The organism is Massilia niastensis DSM 21313 (genome assembly GCF_000382345.1).
Taxonomy (GTDB): domain Bacteria; phylum Pseudomonadota; class Gammaproteobacteria; order Burkholderiales; family Burkholderiaceae_D; genus Telluria; species Telluria niastensis.
Window position 1 is genome coordinate 1 of sequence record NZ_KB908078.1, and the last position, 17,949, is coordinate 17,949.

Below are 17,949 nucleotides of genomic sequence, written 5' to 3' on the forward strand. Positions count from 1 at the left end.
TCATGACCATGCCGCGGTCCACCGCCTTGCACATGTCGTAGATGGTCAGCAGGCCGACCTGCACCGCAGTGAGCGCTTCCATCTCGACCCCGGTCTTGCCGATGGTCTCGACCTGGGCGCGGCAGTGCACGCTGTTGTTCGCCTCGTCGATCTCGAAATCCACCGCGACTTTCGTGATCGGCAGCGGGTGGCACAGCGGCACCAGGTCGCTGGTGCGCTTGGAGGCCATGATCGCGGCGATGCGCGCGATCCCGATCACGTCTCCCTTCTTGGCGCTGCCCGAGCGCACCAGGGCCAGGGTGTCCGGTTTCATGCGGATGGTGCCGGCGGCCACGGCGATGCGGTGCGTGTCCTGCTTGGCGCCGACGTCGACCATGTGGGCCTGGCCGGTGGCGTCGAAGTGGGTCAAATGGTCTGCGGTCGGAGTCGAGGTGGTCATTGCAAGGTCGATATTGTCGGGTAACAAAGTGTATCGTCGAGCAGCAAGCTGTTCGCGGATGGGGGTATCATAGCACCGTGAAATCCGTCTTCCGTTCAGCCCCGGCGCGCCGCTGGCGCCCCGCATTGACTGTCCTGGCCCTGTGCACGGCGGCCGCGTTCGCCGTTGCGGCGCCGGCCGCGCCGCAAAAGCCCGACAGCACCTACCTGCCCACCCTCGGCGACACCGCGCGCGGCGACCTGTCGCCCGTGGTCGAGCGCAAGCTCGGCGAGGAAATCATGCGCGACATCCGGCGCGACCGCGATTACCTCGACGACGAGCCTATCCTCGAGTACCTGAACAATTTCGGCAACGCGCTGGTCAGCGCCGCTCCCGGCGCGCGCGGCGAAACCAATTCCGACTTTTATTTCTTCGCGGTGCGCGACGCGGCGCTGAATGCGTTCGCACTGCCGGGCGGCTTCATCGGCGCGCATTCCGGGCTGATCATCGCGGCCCAGACCGAATCGGAACTGGCGGGCGTGATGTCCCACGAGATCGGCCACGTATCCCAGCGCCACATCGCCCGCATGCTGGGCCAGCAGAAGCAGGACGTGCTGCTGCCGCTGGCGTCGATGATCCTGGCGGCGCTGGCCGCCAAGGCCAGTTCGGACGCGGCGATGGGCGTGCTGATGGGCGGGCAGGGCCTGGCGATCCAGCGCCAGCTGAATTTCAGCCGCGACGCCGAGCGCGAGGCCGACCGCGTCGGCTTCCAGATCATGGGGGCGGGCGGCTATGACACGACCGGCATGGTGGCCTTCTTCCGCCGCCTGCAAAGCGCAAGCAAGCTGTATGGCGAGCTTCCCGTCGGCCTCAGCAGCCTCAGCAGCCACCCGCTGACCCAGGAACGCATCGTCGACATGCAGGCCCGCATCCGCGAGCTGCCCAGGAAGCAGCGCGTCGACAGCCTCGATTTCCACCTCGTGCGCGCCCGCGTGCGCGTGCTGCAGGATCCGAGCGAGCAGGGCCGGCGCGAGGCCCGGACGGCCTTCGAGACCCAGCTCAAGGATGCGCACCGCCAGCAGCAGGCCGGCGCCCAGTACGGCCTGGCCTACCTGGCCCTGAAGCAGGGCGACCTGGCCGGCGCCCAGGGCTGGCTCGACAAGGCGCGCGCGACCATGAAGCCGCGCGAGGGCGTCTTCACCACCACCTCGAATGTCGGCGACGGGGCCTCGATGTTCGCCGGGCTGGCGCTCGAGATCAAGATGGCGTCAGGACAGCCTCCTGCGGTGCTCCAGCAGGCGGTGGCGGAAGCCGAGCAGGCGCGCCAGCGTTTCCCGCTGTCGCGAGCGATCGCGCACCAGTATGCCGAAGTCCTGATCGCGTCCGGCAAGCTGGACGATGCGGCGCGCTTCCTGCGTGACCAGGCCCAGCAGTATCGCGAGGAGCCCAAGCTGCACGACATGCTGGCCAAGACCTATGCGAAGCAGGGCAAGATCGCGCTGCAGCACATGGCGCTGGCGGAATCCTATGTGCTGGCCGGCGCCTTGCCGGCCGCGGTCGACCAGCTCAACCTGGCGCGCAAGGCGAGCGATGTGTCGTTCTACGACCAGTCCGTGATCGATGCGCGCGAGCGCGAATTGCAGGCGCGGCAGAAGGCGGAAAAGGAAGAAGAGAAGGAGCGCTGAGCGGGCCTCAGGAGTGCGGGCCGGGTTGCGGCGCCTTCGCAAACCCGAAGCGCTGCGGCGCCTCGTCCGCCCCGATCCGTTCCACCCCGATCCGCTTGCCGCCCCATGGCAGCGCGAGCGCACCCTTGCCGTTGTCCACCCACGCCATCACCGCCTCATCCGAAGCGGGCTGGCCGTCGAGTTCAAGGGCCCCCAGCACCTGCGCCACGTCGCGGTCGTCGAGCTGCGCGACCGTGTCGCCGCGCTGGAACAGCAGGGCGCCGCCCTCCGTCAGGAACACGCGTTCGACCTCGCCCAGCGCCTGCCCGGTCTGCAGCACCAGTCCCTGCTGGGGATCGGTGCGGGCAATGAAGGGCGTCGCTTCCAGGTTGACATACACGCGCTGCGGCCCGTTCTGGAAATACCAGTTGCCGCGCTCGTCGTGCAGGTAGTTGCGGTTGATGAAGCCCACCAGGGCGGGATTGGTCAACCGGTCGCCCGGCGCGCCGGCGCGCTGGGCCGTTTCGTCGCGCATGCGCCAGCCGCCGCGCGCGTCGAGCGCCAGCCAGCCGTAGCAGTGCGGCACGTTCGGCCACTTGGCCATTGCCTGTCTTACGATGTCGTCCATAGCGCTCCGCGGTGTTGGATGATGCGTGGTTCGGCAGCCTCCGGCGCGCGCACGCCCGCCGTGCTGTCGAAGAAGTGCAGGATGCGCTGCGGCAGCCAGTCGATCCGCCCCGGCAGCGGGCCGGCCGCGAAGCCGACATGCCCACCGTGCTCAGGATACTCCAGGGTCACCGCCTTCGACGCGCTGCTGGGCAGGTGGATGCCCGGCAGGAAGGGATCGTTGCGCGCGTTCAGCACCAGGGTCGGCACGGTGATGTCGTGCAGCACGTGGCGCGCGCTGGCCCGGTGCCAGTAGTCGTCGGTGTCGCGGTAGCCGTGCAGCGGCGCGGTCACCACGTTGTCGAATGCATACAGGTCGCGCGCCTGCAGCAGCGCGGCCTTGTCGAACAGGTCCGGGAACTGTTCCAGCTTGGCCAGGCACTTGGGCTTGAGCGTCTGCAGGAACATGCGGGTATAGAGCAGGTTGAAGCCCGCCGACAGCGCCTCGCCGCCGCGCGCCAGGTCGAGCGGGGCGGAAATCGCGCAGGCGGCATCGACGATGCCGGCGCCATGCTGCGATTCGCCCAGCCAGCGCAGCAGGGCATTGCCGCCGAGCGAGACGCCGGCGGCGTACAGGATGCCGGCATGGCGCGCGCGCAGCTTGCGCACGATCCAGTCGACTTCGTCCGCGTCACCGGAATGGTAGAAGCGCGGCGCCAGGTTCGGCTCGCCCGAGCAGCCGCGGAAATGCGGCACCGCGCCCGACCAGCCGCGTTCGGCCAGGGCCGCCATCAGCGAGCGCGCGTAGTGGCTGTGCGAGGAACCCTCCAGCCCGTGGAACAGCACCACCAGCGGCTGGCCCGGCTGGCCGTCCACGAAGTCGACGTCGATGAAGTCGCCGTCCGCGCTGGTCCAGCGCTCGCGCCGGTAGGCGACGGCCGGCCTGGCGAGGCAGGTCGCCGGGTAGATGGTCTGAAGGTGGCCGCCGGGCAGCCACCTTGGGGCGCGGTAGTGCATGATCGGCCGGCGCGGGAGGGCCGCGCCGCGGCAGTGGATCAGTGGTGCTTCAGTACGGTGCCCGGCGCCAGACGGTACTGGGTACCGCAATAGGGACACTTTGCTTCGCCGTGGTGGTCGAAGTCAAGGAAGACGCGCGGGTGCGAGGACCACAGCGGCATTGCCGGATTCGGGCAATATGCCGGCAGGTCTTTGGCCTCGAGCTCCACCACGGGCATCGTCTTTTGGTTCATCTGTTACTCTCCGTCAGGCAAGTTAGGCAAAGACAGGATTCTAACGGATTCGTCCCTCTTGCCGAAATGATCGGTAAAATAAGGAGCTGATCACAAGCAAGCCCCGCTGCGTCCTTCCCGGTGCCAACCCATAGATGCGTTTCATGCCCGACCGTTTCAAGCCTGTCGCCGCACTCGTCCTTTCCGGTCGTTGCAGGAATACCACATGATGGCCGGCGATCCGTCGAGCCAGGATGGCGCGCCTGCCGCCCTGGATGCCCACGATCCCGCCGCCTGGCGCGAAGGCTTCAGGACCGGCCTGCCGACCCTGTTCGGCATCGGCGCCTGGGGCCTGGTGGTCGGCATCGCCATGGTCAAGAGCGGCCTGAGCGTTCCCCAGGCCGTCGGCATGACCCTGCTGGTGTTCGCCGGCTCCGCCCAGCTCGCGGCGCTGCCGCTGATCGCCGCCCAGGCGCCGATCTGGGTCATCTTCGCCACCGCCTTCGTGGTCAACCTGCGCTTCGTGATCTTTTCCGCCCTGCTGGGACCGCATTTCGCGCACTTGCCATGGAGGCAACGTTTCTGGCTGGGCTATATTTCCGGCGACCTGACGGTCGCGATGTTCCTGCAAAAATACCCCACCTCCGAAAACGTGCCCGGCAAGCTGTCCTACCTGAAGGGCCTGATGTACCCGAACTGGTTCGCCTGGCAGGCCGGTTCGCTGGCCGGCATCTTCCTCGGCAGCACCGTGCCGAGCGAGTGGGGCCTGGGCTTTGCCGGCACCCTGGCCATCCTGTGCATCATGGTGCCCCTGATTATCAATAACGCCGCCCTGTGCGGGGTGGCGGTGGCGGGCGTCGTGGCGGTGCTGGCCAACGGCCTGCCGTACAAGCTGGGCCTGCTCATCGCGGTGGTGGCCGGCATGGTCAGCGCGATGCTGGTCGAGGAAACCTTCGCCAAGCGAAAGGTGCGCCATGGCTGACTGGGAAATCTGGGCCGTCATCGGCGTGCTGTGCATCGCCACGGCCGCCACCCGCAGCTCGTTCTGGATGATCGGCCACCGGGTCAGCATCCCGCCCCGGGTGCAGGAAATGCTGCGCTATGCGCCGGCCTGCGCGCTGGCGGCCATCATCGCGCCGGATATCCTGGTCGACCCCCAGGGCCGGATCGAGCTGGCGCTGGCGAACCCGAAACTGCTGGCCGGACTGGCCGCGCTCGGCTTTTACCTGTGGCGGCGCAACATGCTGCTGACCATCGTATTCGGCATGATCGTCTTTACGCTGCTGCGTGTCCTGCACGTTTTTGGCGCCGCCGGCTAATGTACAATGACGGTTTTTCACTATCCCTACTGCTGACCAATGGACGCCGTTCTCCGCTTCACCCGTCTGCAAGACCTGATCGACCGCAATGCGCTGGGCAACAAGCGCGTTTTCATCCGTGCCGACCTGAACGTGCCGCAAGATGACGCCGGCAATATCACCGAAGACACGCGCATCCGCGCCTCGGTGCCGGCGATCCGCGCCGCCCTCGACGCCGGCGCCGCCGTGATGGTGACTTCCCACCTGGGCCGTCCGACCGAAGGCGAATTCAAGCAGGAAGACAGCCTGGCGCCGGTCGCCGCGCGCCTGTCCGAACTGCTCGGCCAGCCGGTCGCACTGAAGCGGGACTGGGTCGATGGCGTCGATGTCGCCCCGGGCCAGGTAGTGTTGCTGGAAAATTGCCGTGTCAACAAGGGCGAAAAGAAAAACAGCGATGAACTGGCCCAGAAGATGGCCAAGCTGTGCGATATCTACGTCAACGACGCCTTCGGCACCGCGCACCGCGCCGAAGCCACCACCCACGGCATCGCGAAGTTCGCACCCAGCGTCTGTGCCGGTCCGCTGCTGGCCGCCGAACTCGACGCCCTGGGCAAGGCCCTGGGCCAGCCGAAGCGTCCGCTGCTGGCCATCGTGGCCGGTTCCAAGGTCTCGACCAAGCTGTCGATCCTGCAAAGCCTGGCGGGCAAGGTCGACAACCTGATCGTCGGCGGCGGCATCGCCAACACCTTCATGAAGGCCGTCGGCCTGAACATCGGCAAGTCGCTGGTCGAGAACGACCTGGTCGGCCAGGCGAAATCCATCATCGACATGATGGCCGCGCGCGGCGCCCAGGTGCCGATTCCCGTGGATGTGGTGTGCGCCAAGGAATTCGCGCCGACCGCCGTCGCCACCGTCAAGGACGTGGCCGACGTGGCGGACGACGACATGATCCTCGACATCGGCCCGAAGACCGCCGCCCAGCTCGCCGAGCAGGTGGCCAAGGCCGGCACCATCGTCTGGAACGGCCCGGTCGGCGTGTTCGAGTTCGACCAGTTCGCGGAAGGCACCAAGACCCTGGCGCTGGCCATCGCCGGATCGGAAGGCTTCTCGATCGCCGGCGGCGGCGACACCCTGGCGGCCATCGCCAAGTACCAGATTGCCGACCAGATCGGCTATATTTCGACGGGCGGCGGCGCCTTCCTCGAATTCCTGGAAGGAAAGACCCTGCCAGCCGTCGACATCCTGCTGCAGCGCAGCGCCCAGTGAGACCCTAGCGCAGCCCCAGCTGCGCTTTGTTTTTTATTACAAGGATAACCATGTACCGTGGCACCAAGATCGTAGCAACCATTGGCCCTGCTTCGACCGACTTCGATATTCTCGTCAAGATGATCCGCGCAGGCGTCGACGTCGTACGTCTGAACTTCTCGCACGGCAAGGCGCAAGACCATATCGATCGCGCTGCCCTGGTACGTCGCGCCGCCGCCGAGTGCGGCCGCGAAGTGGCCATCATGGCCGACATGCAGGGTCCCAAGATCCGCGTCGGCAAATTTGAAGACAGCAAGATCTTCCTGAACAATGGCGACCAGTTCATCCTGGACGCGAAATGGGGCGAAAACGGCGAGCTGGGCAACCAGGAACGCGTCGGCCTCGACTACAAGGCCCTGCCGCGCGACGTGCGCCCGGGCGACAAGCTGCTGCTCAACGACGGCCTGATCGTTCTGGTCGTCGACCGCATCGCCGGCCACGAGATATATACCACGGTGAAGGTCGGCGGCGAGCTGTCGAACAACAAGGGCATCAACCGCCAGGGCGGCGGCCTGACCGCGCCGGCGCTGACCGCCAAGGACATGGAAGACATCAAGACCGCGATGAGCTTCCAGGCCGACTACCTGGCCATTTCCTTCCCGAAAAGCGCGACCGACATGGAAATGGCGCGCCAGCTGGCCAACATCGCCGGCGAGCCCTTCCACCACAAGCCGATGATGATCGCGAAGATCGAGCGCGCCGAAGCGATTCCGGTGCTGCAGGAAATCCTCGACGCCTCCGACGGCATCATGGTCGCCCGCGGCGACCTGGCGGTCGAGGTCGGCAACGCCGCGGTGCCGGCGCTGCAGAAGCGCATGATCCGCATGGCGCGCGAATCGAACAAGCTGGTCATCACCGCGACCCAGATGATGGAGTCGATGATCGTCAACGCGGTGCCGACCCGCGCCGAGGTGTCGGACGTGGCCAACGCCGTGCTGGACGGCACCGACGCCGTGATGACGTCGGCCGAAACCGCATCGGGCAAGTACCCGATCGAGACGGTCGAGATGATGGCCGCGATCTGCGCCGAGGCAGAGCAATCCGAATACAACAAACTGGACGCCGATTTCATCAATGTCCAGTTCACCCGCATCGACCAGTCGATCGCGTATGGCACACTGTTCACTGCGCACCACCTGCGCGTGAAGGCCATCGTGGCGCTGACCGAATCGGGCTCCACCGCACTGTGGATGAGCCGCCACAGTATCGACACGCCGATCTTCGCGCTGACCCCGTCGCAGACGACGGAGCGCAAGGCTTCGCTGTATCGTAACGTACGGGCATTCCATCTGCTGCAAGAGGGCGGCAGCCATGCCGTGCTGCGCAAGGCCGAGGAACTCCTGATGAACGAAGGCATGGTCCGCAAGGGCGACCGCATCGTCGTTACCTGGGGTTCGCCGATGGGCCAGGCCGGCGGCACCAATGCACTCAAGATCGTGCGTGTTGGAGAAAGTTACGACTAAGAGAACCGCGAACGACCGCCGCCACTGAGCTGGCTAGCTGGTTTTTCCGGGTTCCTGACAGGTTTTTTTATTGTTTGGAGTACACCATGGCACTCGTATCATTGCGTCAACTGCTGGACCACGCCGCCGAGAACGGCTACGGCTTGCCTGCATTTAACGTCAACAACCTGGAGCAGGTGCAGGCCATCATGGCCGCCGCCGATGCCGTCAACAGCCCGGTGATCATGCAGGCCTCGGCTGGCGCACGCAAGTACGCCGGCGAAGCCTTCCTGCGCCACCTGATCGACGCCGCCGTCGAAGCCTACCCGCACATCCCGGTGGTCATGCACCAGGACCACGGGCAGTCGCCGGCCGTCTGCATGGCGGCGATCCGCTCGGGCTTCAGCTCGGTGATGATGGACGGTTCGCTCGAAGCCGACGGCAAGAGCGTCGCCAGCTATGAGTACAACGTCGAGGTCTCGAAAGAGGTCGTCAAGTTCGCGCACTCGATCGGCGTCACCGTCGAAGCCGAGCTGGGCGTGCTGGGCTCGCTGGAAACCATGAAGGGCGACAAGGAAGACGGCCACGGCGCGGACGGCACCATGACCCGCGAACAGCTGCTGACCGACGTCGACCAGGCGGCCGACTTCGTCAAGCGCACCCAGTGCGACGCGCTGGCCATCGCGATCGGCACCTCGCACGGCGCCTACAAGTTCACCCGCAAGCCGACCGGCGACATCCTGGCGATCGACCGCATCAAGGAAATCCACGCGCGCATCCCGAACACCCACCTGGTGATGCACGGTTCGTCGTCGGTGCCGCAGGAACTGCTGGCCATCATCCGCGAATTCGGCGGCGACATGAAGGAAACCTATGGCGTGCCGGTCGAAGAGATCCAGGAAGGCATCAAGCACGGTGTCCGCAAGATCAACATCGACACCGACATCCGCCTGGCGATGACGGCCGCGATCCGCAAGTACATGTTCCAGAACCCGTCGAAGTTCGATCCGCGCGACTACCTGAAGCCGGCCCGCGAAGCCGCGATGGAAGTCTGCAAGGCGCGCTTCCTGTCGTTCGGCTGCGAAGGCATGGCCGGCAAGATCAAGCCGATCACGCTGGAGAAGATGGCCGAGCGCTACAAGGCCGGCGAACTGGCCCAGATCGTCCAGTAAGCGTCGTCCGCGGCGCCAGGCGCCACCGGCTTTGACAGCGTCAAGGCCGGTGGCGCTGCAATTTGACGTAAAATTATGCATTGGGCAGGCTCCCAAGGCCTGACTTTCTCAACCGGCGGACCTCCCGCCGGTTCCGCTTTCCTGATATCCCTTCTATGAACAGCCTCTACGAATCCACTATCCAGTCCCTGCCACTGCTCGGCCGCGGCAAGGTGCGCGACAACTACGCCGTCGGCGACGACAAGATCCTGATCGTCACCACCGACCGCCTGTCGGCCTTCGACGTGGTCATGAACGAGCCTATCCCCGGCAAGGGCATGGTGCTGAACCAGATGAGCGACTTCTGGTTCGAGAAGCTCGGCCACATCGTGCCGAACCACCTGACCGGCGTGGCGCCTGAATCCGTGGTCGCCCCGGATGAAGTGGAGCAGGTGCGCGGCCGCGCCGTCGTGGCCAAGCGCCTCAAGCCGATCATGGTGGAAGCCGTGGTGCGCGGCTACATCATCGGCTCCGGCTGGAAGGACTACCAGGAAAGCGGCGCCATCTGCGGCATCCAGCTGCCCGCCGGCCTGCGCCAGGCCGACAAGCTGCCGCAGCCGCTGTTCACCCCGGCCGCGAAAGCCGACATCGGCGAGCACGACGAGAACATCTCCTTCGCCGAGATGGAAAACCGCATCGGCGCCGAACTGGCCGCCAAAATGCGCGACATCAGCATCCAGCTGTACACCGCCGCCGCCGAATACGCGGCCACCCGCGGCATCATCATCGCCGACACCAAGTTCGAGTTCGGCCTGGACGACAACGGCGTGCTGCACCTGATGGACGAAGTCCTGACCGCCGACTCGTCGCGCTTCTGGCCGGCCGATTCCTACGCACCGGGCATTTCGCCGCCGTCCTTCGACAAGCAGTTCGTGCGCGACTACCTGGAAACCCTGACCTGGGGCAAGACCGCTCCGGCGCCGGCCCTGCCGCAGGACGTGATCGACAAGACCCAGGCCAAGTACTTCGAAGCGATCGAGCGCCTGACCGGCGAAAAGCTGAAGGCCTGACATGAGCGAACAAGTGAAACCGCTGGTCGGCGTCATCATGGGCTCCTCGTCCGACTGGGACGTGATGCAGAACGCGGTCGCCATCCTGAAGCAGTTCGGCGTGCCCTTCGAGGCGAAGGTGATCTCGGCCCACCGCATGCCGGACGAGATGTTCAGCTACGCCGAACAGGCGCGCGAACGCGGCCTGCGCGCCATCATCGCCGGCGCGGGCGGCGCGGCCCACCTGCCTGGCATGGTGGCCGCCAAGACCATCGTGCCGGTGCTGGGCGTGCCGGTGCCGTCGAAGTACCTGCGCGGCGAAGACTCGCTGCTGTCGATCGTGCAGATGCCGAAAGGCGTGCCGGTGTCGACCTTCGCGATCGGCGAAGCCGGCGCCGCCAACGCGGCGCTGACCGCGGTGGCCATCCTGGCCGCCACCGACGATGCGCTGGCCGCCCAACTCCTGCAGTTCCGCGGCGAGCAGACCGCCGCCGCCCAGGCCATGACTCTCCCGGTTTGATCGTATGAGCGACACCTTGCAAGTATCCCCGCTGCTCCCGAACGCCAACCCGTCCGCCTGGCTGGGCGTGATGGGCGGCGGCCAGTTGGGGCGCATGTTCGCCCACGCCGCCCAGGCGATGGGCTACAAGGTCGCCGTGCTGGAACCGGCGCAGGACTGCCCGGCAGGGCAGGTCGCCGAGCGCCTGGTCACGGCCGGCTACGACGACCAGGAGGGCCTGGAGGAACTGGCCGGCCTGTGCGCCGCCATCACCACCGAGTTCGAGAACGTCCCGGCCGGCAGCATGGCCTGGCTGGGCGAGCGCAGCTTCGTCGCCCCGGCGGCGTCCTGCGTCTCGATCGCCCAGGACCGCATCGCCGAGAAACGCTTCTTCGTCGACTGCGCGCCGCATTCCGGCGTGATGCCGGCGCCGCACAAGACCATCGCCTCGCACGCCGACATCGACGCCGTCGGCGACGACCTGCTGCCGGGCATCCTCAAGACGGTGCGCATGGGCTATGACGGCAAGGGCCAGGTCCGGGTGCGTTCGCGCGAGGACCTGCGCGCGGCGTTCGACAGCATGAACGGCGTGACCTGCCTGCTCGAGAAGATGCTGCCGCTGGCCTACGAGGTGTCGGTCCTGACCGCACGCGGCGCGGATGGCGCATCGGTGGTCTACCCGATCGCCGAGAACGTGCACCGCGACGGCATCCTGTTCACCACCACGGTGCCGGGACCGAACGTGTCCGAGGCCTGCGCCCGCAAGGCGCAGGACGCGGCGCGCGCCATCGTGTCCCAGCTCGGCTACGTGGGCGTGCTGTGCATCGAGTTCTTCGTGCTCGAGGACGGCTCCCTGGTGGTCAACGAGATGGCTCCGCGCCCGCACAACAGCGGCCACTACACGATCGACGCCTGCGTCACCAGCCAGTTCGCACAGCAGGTGCGTGCGATGGCGCGCCTGCCGCTGGGCGACGTGCGCCAGCATTCGCCCGCCGTGATGCTCAACATCCTGGGCGACGTCTGGTTCGAGGAAGGCGGCGACACCCCGCGCGAGCCGGCCTGGGACAAGGTCCTGGCGCTGCCGGGCGCGAACCTGCACCTGTACGGCAAGGACGACCCGCGCCGCGGCCGCAAGATGGGCCACGTCACCTTCGTGGCGCCGACGCTCGCCTCCGCGCAGGACAGCCTGCGCGCGGCCTGCGCCATCCTCGGCATCGCGGAGTAGGGATGGACGAGCAGCAGATCGACCCGGCCGCCATCGCAGCAGCCGCACGCGCGCTGGAGCAGGGCGCGCTGGTGGCCTTCCCGACCGAGACCGTCTACGGCCTCGGCGCGGACGCCGAGAACCCGGCCGCGGTGGCGGCCATCTACGCGGCCAAGGGCCGTCCGCAGGACCATCCGGTGATCGTGCACCTGGCGCCCGAGGCGCCGCTCGATTACTGGGCCTGCGACATCCCGGCGGAAGCGCGGGCGCTGGCCGGCGCCTTCTGGCCCGGCCCGCTGACCATGATCCTGAAGCGCGCCCCGAACATCCCCGCCGCCGTCAGCGGCGGCCAGGACACGGTCGGCCTGCGCTGCCCGTCGCACCCGGTCGCGATCGCGCTGCTGCGCGCCTTCAAGGGCGGGCGCGGCGGCGTGGCGGCGCCTTCGGCCAACAAGTTCGGCCACGTCAGCCCGACCCTGGCCCAGCACGTGCGCGACGAGTTCGGCGCCGACGGATCGGTCGCCATGGTGCTCGACGGCGGCGCCTCGCAGGTCGGCATCGAATCGACAATCGTCGACCTGTCGCGCCTGGCCACGCATGGCCCGGTGCTGCTGCGTCCCGGGCACATCAGCGCCGAGGCGATCGCCGCGGTGATCGACCAGTTGCCGGCCGCGCCCGACAAGGCCGCGCCGCGCGCCTCCGGCACGCTCGAATCGCATTACGCGCCGCACACGCCGGTGGCGATGCAGGACAGCGCCACCCTGCGCCAGACCCTGGCCGATCTCCGGCGGGCGGGACGCAAGGTGGCCCTGATCCACTACACCGACATGCCGGCCACACATGCCGCGCTGGGCCTGCCGGCCACCCCGGATGGCTTCGCCCACGCGCTCTACGCGGCGCTGCGCGCCATGGACGGGCAGGGCGCCGATGTCATCCTGGTCGAGGCCCCGCCGCAGGACGGCGCCTGGCTCGGCGTCAACGACCGCCTGCGCCGTGCCGCGCACGGTTCGACCGGCATCGTGCACGGTCTGCTCAACAATCAAGCCAAGCCTTGATCTTCCTCAGTCAACCGGGTTGACGCAGCGCATACGCCCTGTATTCATGGGGCGTATGCGCCACACACTGTCTACTTTTGGCAAGCGTGAGATTACTATAGCTCTTCCTTTCCAGCACATCTGTCGGTTCTGGGAGGGGGGGGCCGAAGTACCGGTTTGGCAAACAATTTTGCTATACAAGCGAACTGGACACTGGCAAACTTGGTGGCGACTCGAATAGCACGGGCGTTCGTTTCACTATAATTCAATGTTAGGAGACACAATGCGTCAAACCAAACTCGCGCTGGCCTTGTTGACGGCAGCAGTGCTGGCAGCGTGCGGCGGCGGCACCAGCCCCAAGGGCGGCGACCAGACCACCAAGGTCACATTCAGCAACCAGGTGTCGTTCGGCGACAGCCTGTCCGACGTCGGCACCTATGCGGTCGGCGCGGTCAAGACCGCCGGCGGCGGCAAGTTCACGATCAACGGCGACAGCACTTCCAGGAACCCCGAGTTCACCGGCAAGGTGTGGGTCGAGTTCATGGCAGCCCAGCTGAACTTGCCGGCGCCTTGCGCCGCCCAGACCGGCCTGGAAGGCGACCCGGCGCGCGGCTTCTCGGTGCCGATCACCAACCACGCCAACTGCTTCAACTACGCCCAGGGCGGTTCGCGCGTGACCAATCCTATCGGGCCGGGCAACAAGGCCACCGGTTCGCCGATCGGCGAGATGACCCTGCCGCTGGTGTCGCAGGTCGCCAACCACCTGAGCAAGACCGGCGGCAAGTTCAGCGGCACCGAACTGGTGACCGTCCTGTCCGGCGGCAATGACGTGCTGATGCAGATGGCGGCGATCGCGGACGCCGGCACGGCGGCCGGCGCCCAGGCTTTCGCCACTTCGCTGACCCTGCAGCTGGCGGCCGGCGCGACCAATCCGCAAACCGCGGCCCAGGCCATCGGCCTGGCGATCGCGACCGAAAACGCCCGCCCGGGCAAGACCGACCAGAGCGTGGTGGCGGCTGCCGTGACCGCCGCCGCCAGCCAGCCGGGCAACCAGGCCGTCGCTGCGCCGGCCGTGCACCTGCCGATGGTCGCCAAGGCCCAGGCCGACGGCACCGCCGCCGGCACCAGGGCCGCCGGCGAGTTCGCGGCCGCGAATGCGACCCGCCTGGTGACCGAAGTGGGCCTGGCCGGCGCGCAGATGGCGGCGCTGGTGAAGACCCAGATCGTCGACAAGGGCGCCAAGTATGTCGTGGTCGCCAACCTGCCGGACGTGGCCAGCACGCCGGCCGCCAAGTCGCGTCCTGCGGAAATCCAGCAGCTGGTCGCCGCCATGGTCAATGCCTTCAACACCCAGCTGAAGGCCGGCCTGGGCGCGGACGATCCGCGCGTCCTGTACTCCGACCTGTATACCGTCAGCAACGACCAGGTGAAGAACCCGGCCCCGTACGGCCTGACCAACACTGCGGTTCCGGCCTGCGCGCCGAACGCGCTGGGCACGACCTCCCTGATCTGCACCGCCAACACCGCGTCGGCCGGTGACGTGAGCCATTACATGTTTGCCGACACAGTCCACCCGACTCCGTTCGAGAACAACCTTGTGGCGCGCTATGTTCTGAAGGACATGGCGATCAAGGGTTGGCTGTAAGGCTGCGGGCCCGTCCGCCAGGACGGGCCATCACATTGAATCAGGAGAGAAAATGAACGTTCGTTTCAACAGCATCGTGAAAGTGCTGGGCGTGGCAGCCGCGCTGGCCTGCGCGTCAAGCGCGTCGGCCCAGTCGGCCGGCCAGTGGACCGCCAAGTTCGGCGTCAACCAGCTGACCCCGAAGGTCGAGAGCGGCGACATCACCGCGCCCGCGCTGCCGGGCACCAAGGCCGACGTGGACAGCGACATCCAGCCCGTGCTGGTCTTCGCCTACGGCCTCACCGACAACATCTCGGCCGAGGCGGCCCTCGGCACGCCGTACAAGCACAGCATCACCGGCGCGGGCGCGATCGCCGGCACCGGCGAGCTGGCGACCGTCGAGGCGCTGCCGCCGACCCTGTTCCTGCAGTACCGCTTCTTCGAGCCGAACGCGATGTTCCGTCCCTTCGTCGGCCTGGGCGCGACCTACGCCTACTTCATGAAGGAACGCGGTTCGGGCAAGCTGACCGCGGTCACCAACCCGGGCCGCGGCGTGCCGACGAGCTTCAGCATCGACAACAAGTTCACCTACACGGCCCAGGTCGGCGTGGCGATGAACTTCAACGAGCGCTGGTTCGGCGATGTCTCGGTCACCAAGACCCGCCTGCGCACCGATGTGTCGTTCTCGACCGGCCAGACGCAGCACATGCAGCTCGATCCGGTCGCGGTGATCCTGGCGGTCGGCTACAAGTTCTGATCCAGGCAAGGCTGCCGCACAGGGCCCGCTTCAGGCGGGCCTTTTTTCAGGTTCAGGGTCAGGTCTGTCATTCGGACACCGAGCGAGCACCTTTGCGATATCTCAAAATGCTGGTTTGTTTATCCCAAACTCGCCAATGCTCGACTCACCGTTGTCACCGAAACCCGCGCGCAATGGACAATGTCGAAAAGAGGAAAAAGTCTCAGCTTACTTAAAACCGTTCTGAGATTTCGCAAGGGTTGTGTGTCCATGTCCGAATGACAGACCTGACCCTGAATGTCAATCTCTCAAGTTCTGATCCAGGCAAGGCTGCCGCACAGGACCCGCTTCAGGCGGGCCTTTTTTCAATGCAGCCCGCGCGCGTACTGCGCGAAATGCTCGGCGCTGAGCGCGTGCTGGAACAGGAAGCCCTGGTAGATGTAGCAGCCGGCGTCGGACAGGAACTGGCGCTGGCCGGGCGTTTCGACGCCTTCGGCGATCACCTGCAGCCCCAGGCTGTCGCCCAGCGCGATGATCGAGCGCACGATCGAGGCGTCGTTCTGGTCGGTCAGCACGTCGCGCATGAAGGAGTGGTCGATCTTCAGCTGGTCGAGCGGCAGCTTGCGCAGGTAGGCCAGCGACGAGTAGCCGGTGCCGAAGTCGTCCAGCGAGAACGACAGGCCGCGCCGCTTGAGCGTGGCCATGGTGTGCGCGGTCTGGGTGAAGTCGCTCACCACCAGGCTCTCGGTCAGCTCCAGCTTCAGGCCCGAGGGCTGCACGCCGCTCTGCTCGAAGATCCGCTGCATCATCGGCACGAAATCGGGCTCGGTGAACTGGCGCGCGCTGACGTTCACCGACAGGGTCAGGCCCGCAGTTTCCGGCGAGCGCTGCCAGTGCGCCAGCTGGTTGCAGGCGGTGCGCAGCACCCAGGCGCCGATATCGATGATCAGGCCGCTTTCCTCGGCGGCGCGGATGAATTCGGCCGGATACATCACCTTGCCGTTCGGCAGGCGCCAGCGCAGCAGGGCTTCGGCCCCGATCACGTGGCCGGCGCGGTCCAGCTGCGGCTGGTAATGCAGGACGAATTCGTTGTGGCGCATGGCGCGCCGCAGTCCGTTCTCGAGTTCGGCGCGCGCCGACCAGGCCGCCTGTATTCCCGGGTCGTGGAAACGGAAGGTATTGCGCCCCGACGCCTTGGCCTGGTACATCGCCGCATCGGCCTGGCGCAGGGTCGATTCGACGGTGTCGGTGCTGCCGCACAGTGTCGCCACGCCGACGCTGACCGACAGCGTGTAGTTCAGGTCGCCCAGCTGGAAGGGCGCCGCCATCGCCGCCACCACCTTGGCCGCCACCGTCTCGGCCTGCGCGGCGGCCGCTTCGCGGTTGTCCTCGAGCGGCTGGATCAGGATCACGAATTCGTCGCCGCCCAGGCGCGCCACCATGTCGGCCTCGCGCACGCAATGTTCCAGGCGGCGCGCGACCGCCTGCAGCAGCAGGTCGCCGGCCGCATGGCCCTGGGTGTCGTTGAGGAACTTGAAGTTGTCGAGGTCGCAGAACATCAGGGCCCCGCACTTGCGCGTGCGCGCGCTGCCGAGCAGGGCGCGGCGCAGGTGGTCGAGCAGGTTGGCGCGGTTCGGCAGGTCGGTCAGGGGATCGAAGAAGGCCAGCCGGAAGATCTTCGCTTCATTGTGCTTGCGCTCGCTGATGTCGGTGCCGATCACCAGGATCTTCTGGCAGGCGCCGAGCGCCTCGTCGGGCGCCAGCAGGGTCCAGCGGGTGTCGGTGTCGACCGCCGAGCCGTCGCGCCGCACATGGGTCAGCTCGCCCGACCACACGCCGTTGGCGAGCGTGGTCTCGTAGGCGGCGTGGTAGGCGTGGAGGTCGTCCGACAGCAGCTCGCTGAACTTCTTTCCCTTGGCCTCGGACGCGCTCCAGCCGTACAGGCGCTCGGCGCCGTGGTTCCAGTAGGTGATCCGGGAATACATGTCCATCGCGACGATCGCATCGCGTGCGCGCTGCAGGAAGGACGCCTGCTCCAGCACCATCAGGTCGGCCTGCTTGATGCGCGTGAAATCGCACATGTAGCCTTCCAGCACGCCCGGTCCCGGGGCGTTGGGGTTGAGCGCGCCCTGTTCGCAGATCCACTTGATCGTGCCGTTGGTACAGCGGATCCGGTAGGTCATCTGGAATGCGCGCCCGTTCTCGATCGCGGCCGCGACGGCGCGTTCCACGCCGAGGCGGTCCTCGGGATGGATCAGGCTGGCGTACGAGAGGCCGGGACGGGAAGTGAAGGTGCTGGCCGAGTAGCCGGTCAACCTTTCGATGCCGTCGCTGACGAATTCCATGGTCCATTCGCCATCGTTCAGGCAGCGGTAGGCGGCGCCGGGGAGATTGCTGAGCAGAAGCTCAAGCGACAGCGCCCTCGTACTTTCCGGTACGGACGCGTCCGGTGCGGGCGGTGCATTCATCATGTCTCGGGAACGAGCAGGCGAGTTACGGCCGGGTTATGTAGAACGAATACCGATGGTATCCCAAAAGTCGTAGCGCGTAATGGCCGCGCGATTGAAAACAATGGAGATTGTCAGATTAACCATGGCATGGCAGCTGGCGCCACGGCCGGACCGTGTCGGCCGGCTTGCTCGACGAGCAGATGGCGCTGGCGGGCGGCAGCAGCAAGTCGTTCACCGTCC

General features: G+C 66.7%; 17 protein-coding genes. 12 read left to right on the plus strand and 5 right to left on the minus strand.

Annotation, left to right across the window (positions count from 1 at the left end; translation table 11 throughout):
* A partial coding sequence (gene moaC / locus H162_RS0102345; protein WP_020651836.1) for a cyclic pyranopterin monophosphate synthase MoaC occupies positions 1 to 439 on the minus strand: 439 nt, incomplete at its 3' end.
* Between the two features lie 77 nt (positions 440 to 516).
* Here moaC and H162_RS0102350 point away from each other — a divergent pair.
* Positions 517 to 2,103: a M48 family metalloprotease gene (locus H162_RS0102350; protein WP_026354128.1), complete on the plus strand. Its 1,587-nt coding sequence runs from the start codon at positions 517 to 519 to the stop codon at positions 2,101 to 2,103.
* A 7-nt stretch (positions 2,104 to 2,110) separates the two neighbouring features.
* Here H162_RS0102350 and H162_RS0102355 read toward each other — a convergent pair whose 3' ends face one another.
* The 3 genes from H162_RS0102355 to H162_RS0102365 are packed head-to-tail and all read right to left on the minus strand — an operon-like array spanning position 2,111 to position 3,938.
* On the minus strand, positions 2,111 to 2,686 hold the full coding sequence (locus tag H162_RS0102355; RefSeq protein WP_020651838.1) for a DUF2946 family protein: 576 nt from the start codon (positions 2,684 to 2,686) through the stop codon (positions 2,111 to 2,113).
* A gap of 8 nt (positions 2,687 to 2,694) precedes the next feature.
* Positions 2,695 to 3,705, minus strand: a complete 1,011-nt coding sequence (locus tag H162_RS0102360; protein WP_020651839.1) for a YheT family hydrolase — start codon at positions 3,703 to 3,705, stop codon at positions 2,695 to 2,697.
* Between the two features lie 38 nt (positions 3,706 to 3,743).
* Positions 3,744 to 3,938, minus strand: coding sequence for a zinc-finger domain-containing protein (locus H162_RS0102365; RefSeq protein ID WP_020651840.1), 195 nt, complete (start codon positions 3,936 to 3,938; stop codon positions 3,744 to 3,746).
* Between the two features lie 205 nt (positions 3,939 to 4,143).
* On the opposite strand from H162_RS0102365, the gene H162_RS0102370 reads away from it, so the two are divergent.
* From H162_RS0102370 to H162_RS0102420, 11 genes are all read left to right on the plus strand, one after another.
* Complete coding sequence (locus tag H162_RS0102370; RefSeq protein WP_020651841.1) at positions 4,144 to 4,899, plus strand: AzlC family ABC transporter permease; 756 nt, start codon at positions 4,144 to 4,146, stop codon at positions 4,897 to 4,899.
* Positions 4,892 to 5,236 (plus strand): AzlD domain-containing protein, encoded by a 345-nt coding sequence (locus tag H162_RS0102375; RefSeq protein ID WP_020651842.1) that lies wholly within the window; start codon positions 4,892 to 4,894, stop codon positions 5,234 to 5,236. Before H162_RS0102370 ends, H162_RS0102375 begins: the two co-directional genes overlap by 8 nt.
* Before the next feature lie 39 nt (positions 5,237 to 5,275).
* Positions 5,276 to 6,481: a phosphoglycerate kinase gene (locus tag H162_RS0102380; protein WP_020651843.1), complete on the plus strand. Its 1,206-nt coding sequence runs from the start codon at positions 5,276 to 5,278 to the stop codon at positions 6,479 to 6,481.
* Between the two features lie 50 nt (positions 6,482 to 6,531).
* Complete coding sequence (gene pyk / locus H162_RS0102385) at positions 6,532 to 7,983, plus strand: pyruvate kinase (RefSeq protein ID WP_020651844.1); 1,452 nt, start codon at positions 6,532 to 6,534, stop codon at positions 7,981 to 7,983.
* 86 nt (positions 7,984 to 8,069) lie between these two features.
* Positions 8,070 to 9,134, plus strand: a complete 1,065-nt coding sequence (gene fba, locus H162_RS0102390; RefSeq protein ID WP_026354130.1) for a class II fructose-bisphosphate aldolase — start codon at positions 8,070 to 8,072, stop codon at positions 9,132 to 9,134.
* A gap of 155 nt (positions 9,135 to 9,289) precedes the next feature.
* Positions 9,290 to 10,183 (plus strand): phosphoribosylaminoimidazolesuccinocarboxamide synthase, encoded by an 894-nt coding sequence (locus H162_RS0102395; RefSeq protein ID WP_020651846.1) that lies wholly within the window; start codon positions 9,290 to 9,292, stop codon positions 10,181 to 10,183.
* Position 10,184: 1 nt separating this feature from the next.
* Complete coding sequence (purE, locus tag H162_RS0102400; RefSeq protein ID WP_020651847.1) at positions 10,185 to 10,682, plus strand: 5-(carboxyamino)imidazole ribonucleotide mutase; 498 nt, start codon at positions 10,185 to 10,187, stop codon at positions 10,680 to 10,682.
* Positions 10,683 to 10,686: 4 nt separating this feature from the next.
* Positions 10,687 to 11,886 (plus strand): 5-(carboxyamino)imidazole ribonucleotide synthase, encoded by a 1,200-nt coding sequence (locus tag H162_RS0102405; RefSeq protein ID WP_020651848.1) that lies wholly within the window; start codon positions 10,687 to 10,689, stop codon positions 11,884 to 11,886.
* A gap of 2 nt (positions 11,887 to 11,888) precedes the next feature.
* The gene (locus H162_RS0102410; protein WP_020651849.1) at positions 11,889 to 12,920 is read left to right on the plus strand and encodes an L-threonylcarbamoyladenylate synthase; all 1,032 of its coding nucleotides are present in this window, start codon (positions 11,889 to 11,891) and stop codon (positions 12,918 to 12,920) included.
* A 262-nt stretch (positions 12,921 to 13,182) separates the two neighbouring features.
* Entirely contained in the window at positions 13,183 to 14,544 is a 1,362-nt protein-coding gene (locus H162_RS0102415) for an SGNH/GDSL hydrolase family protein (RefSeq protein WP_020651850.1), read from the plus strand.
* A 52-nt stretch (positions 14,545 to 14,596) separates the two neighbouring features.
* Entirely contained in the window at positions 14,597 to 15,280 is a 684-nt protein-coding gene (locus H162_RS0102420) for an OmpW/AlkL family protein (protein WP_020651851.1), read from the plus strand.
* A gap of 344 nt (positions 15,281 to 15,624) precedes the next feature.
* Here the strand turns inward: H162_RS0102420 and H162_RS0102425 are convergent, their stop codons facing one another.
* Positions 15,625 to 17,727: a bifunctional diguanylate cyclase/phosphodiesterase gene (locus H162_RS0102425; protein ID WP_084676914.1), complete on the minus strand. Its 2,103-nt coding sequence runs from the start codon at positions 17,725 to 17,727 to the stop codon at positions 15,625 to 15,627.
* Positions 17,728 to 17,949 lie beyond the last annotated feature (222 nt).

Coding starts and splice junctions, on each gene's coding strand:
- H162_RS0102355 (WP_020651838.1), bottom strand. CDS start 2,686: ATGGCCAAGTGGCCGAACGTGCCGCACTGCTACGGCTGGCTGGCGCTC.
- H162_RS0102360 (WP_020651839.1), bottom strand. CDS start 3,705: ATGCACTACCGCGCCCCAAGGTGGCTGCCCGGCGGCCACCTTCAGACC.
- H162_RS0102365 (WP_020651840.1), bottom strand. CDS start 3,938: ATGAACCAAAAGACGATGCCCGTGGTGGAGCTCGAGGCCAAAGACCTG.
- H162_RS0102370 (WP_020651841.1), top strand. CDS start 4,144: ATGATGGCCGGCGATCCGTCGAGCCAGGATGGCGCGCCTGCCGCCCTG.
- H162_RS0102375 (WP_020651842.1), top strand. CDS start 4,892: ATGGCTGACTGGGAAATCTGGGCCGTCATCGGCGTGCTGTGCATCGCC.
- H162_RS0102380 (WP_020651843.1), top strand. CDS start 5,276: ATGGACGCCGTTCTCCGCTTCACCCGTCTGCAAGACCTGATCGACCGC.
- pyk (WP_020651844.1), top strand. CDS start 6,532: ATGTACCGTGGCACCAAGATCGTAGCAACCATTGGCCCTGCTTCGACC.
- fba (WP_026354130.1), top strand. CDS start 8,070: ATGGCACTCGTATCATTGCGTCAACTGCTGGACCACGCCGCCGAGAAC.
- H162_RS0102395 (WP_020651846.1), top strand. CDS start 9,290: ATGAACAGCCTCTACGAATCCACTATCCAGTCCCTGCCACTGCTCGGC.
- purE (WP_020651847.1), top strand. CDS start 10,185: ATGAGCGAACAAGTGAAACCGCTGGTCGGCGTCATCATGGGCTCCTCG.
- H162_RS0102405 (WP_020651848.1), top strand. CDS start 10,687: ATGAGCGACACCTTGCAAGTATCCCCGCTGCTCCCGAACGCCAACCCG.
- H162_RS0102410 (WP_020651849.1), top strand. CDS start 11,889: ATGGACGAGCAGCAGATCGACCCGGCCGCCATCGCAGCAGCCGCACGC.
- H162_RS0102415 (WP_020651850.1), top strand. CDS start 13,183: ATGCGTCAAACCAAACTCGCGCTGGCCTTGTTGACGGCAGCAGTGCTG.
- H162_RS0102420 (WP_020651851.1), top strand. CDS start 14,597: ATGAACGTTCGTTTCAACAGCATCGTGAAAGTGCTGGGCGTGGCAGCC.
- H162_RS0102425 (WP_084676914.1), bottom strand. CDS start 17,727: ATGAATGCACCGCCCGCACCGGACGCGTCCGTACCGGAAAGTACGAGG.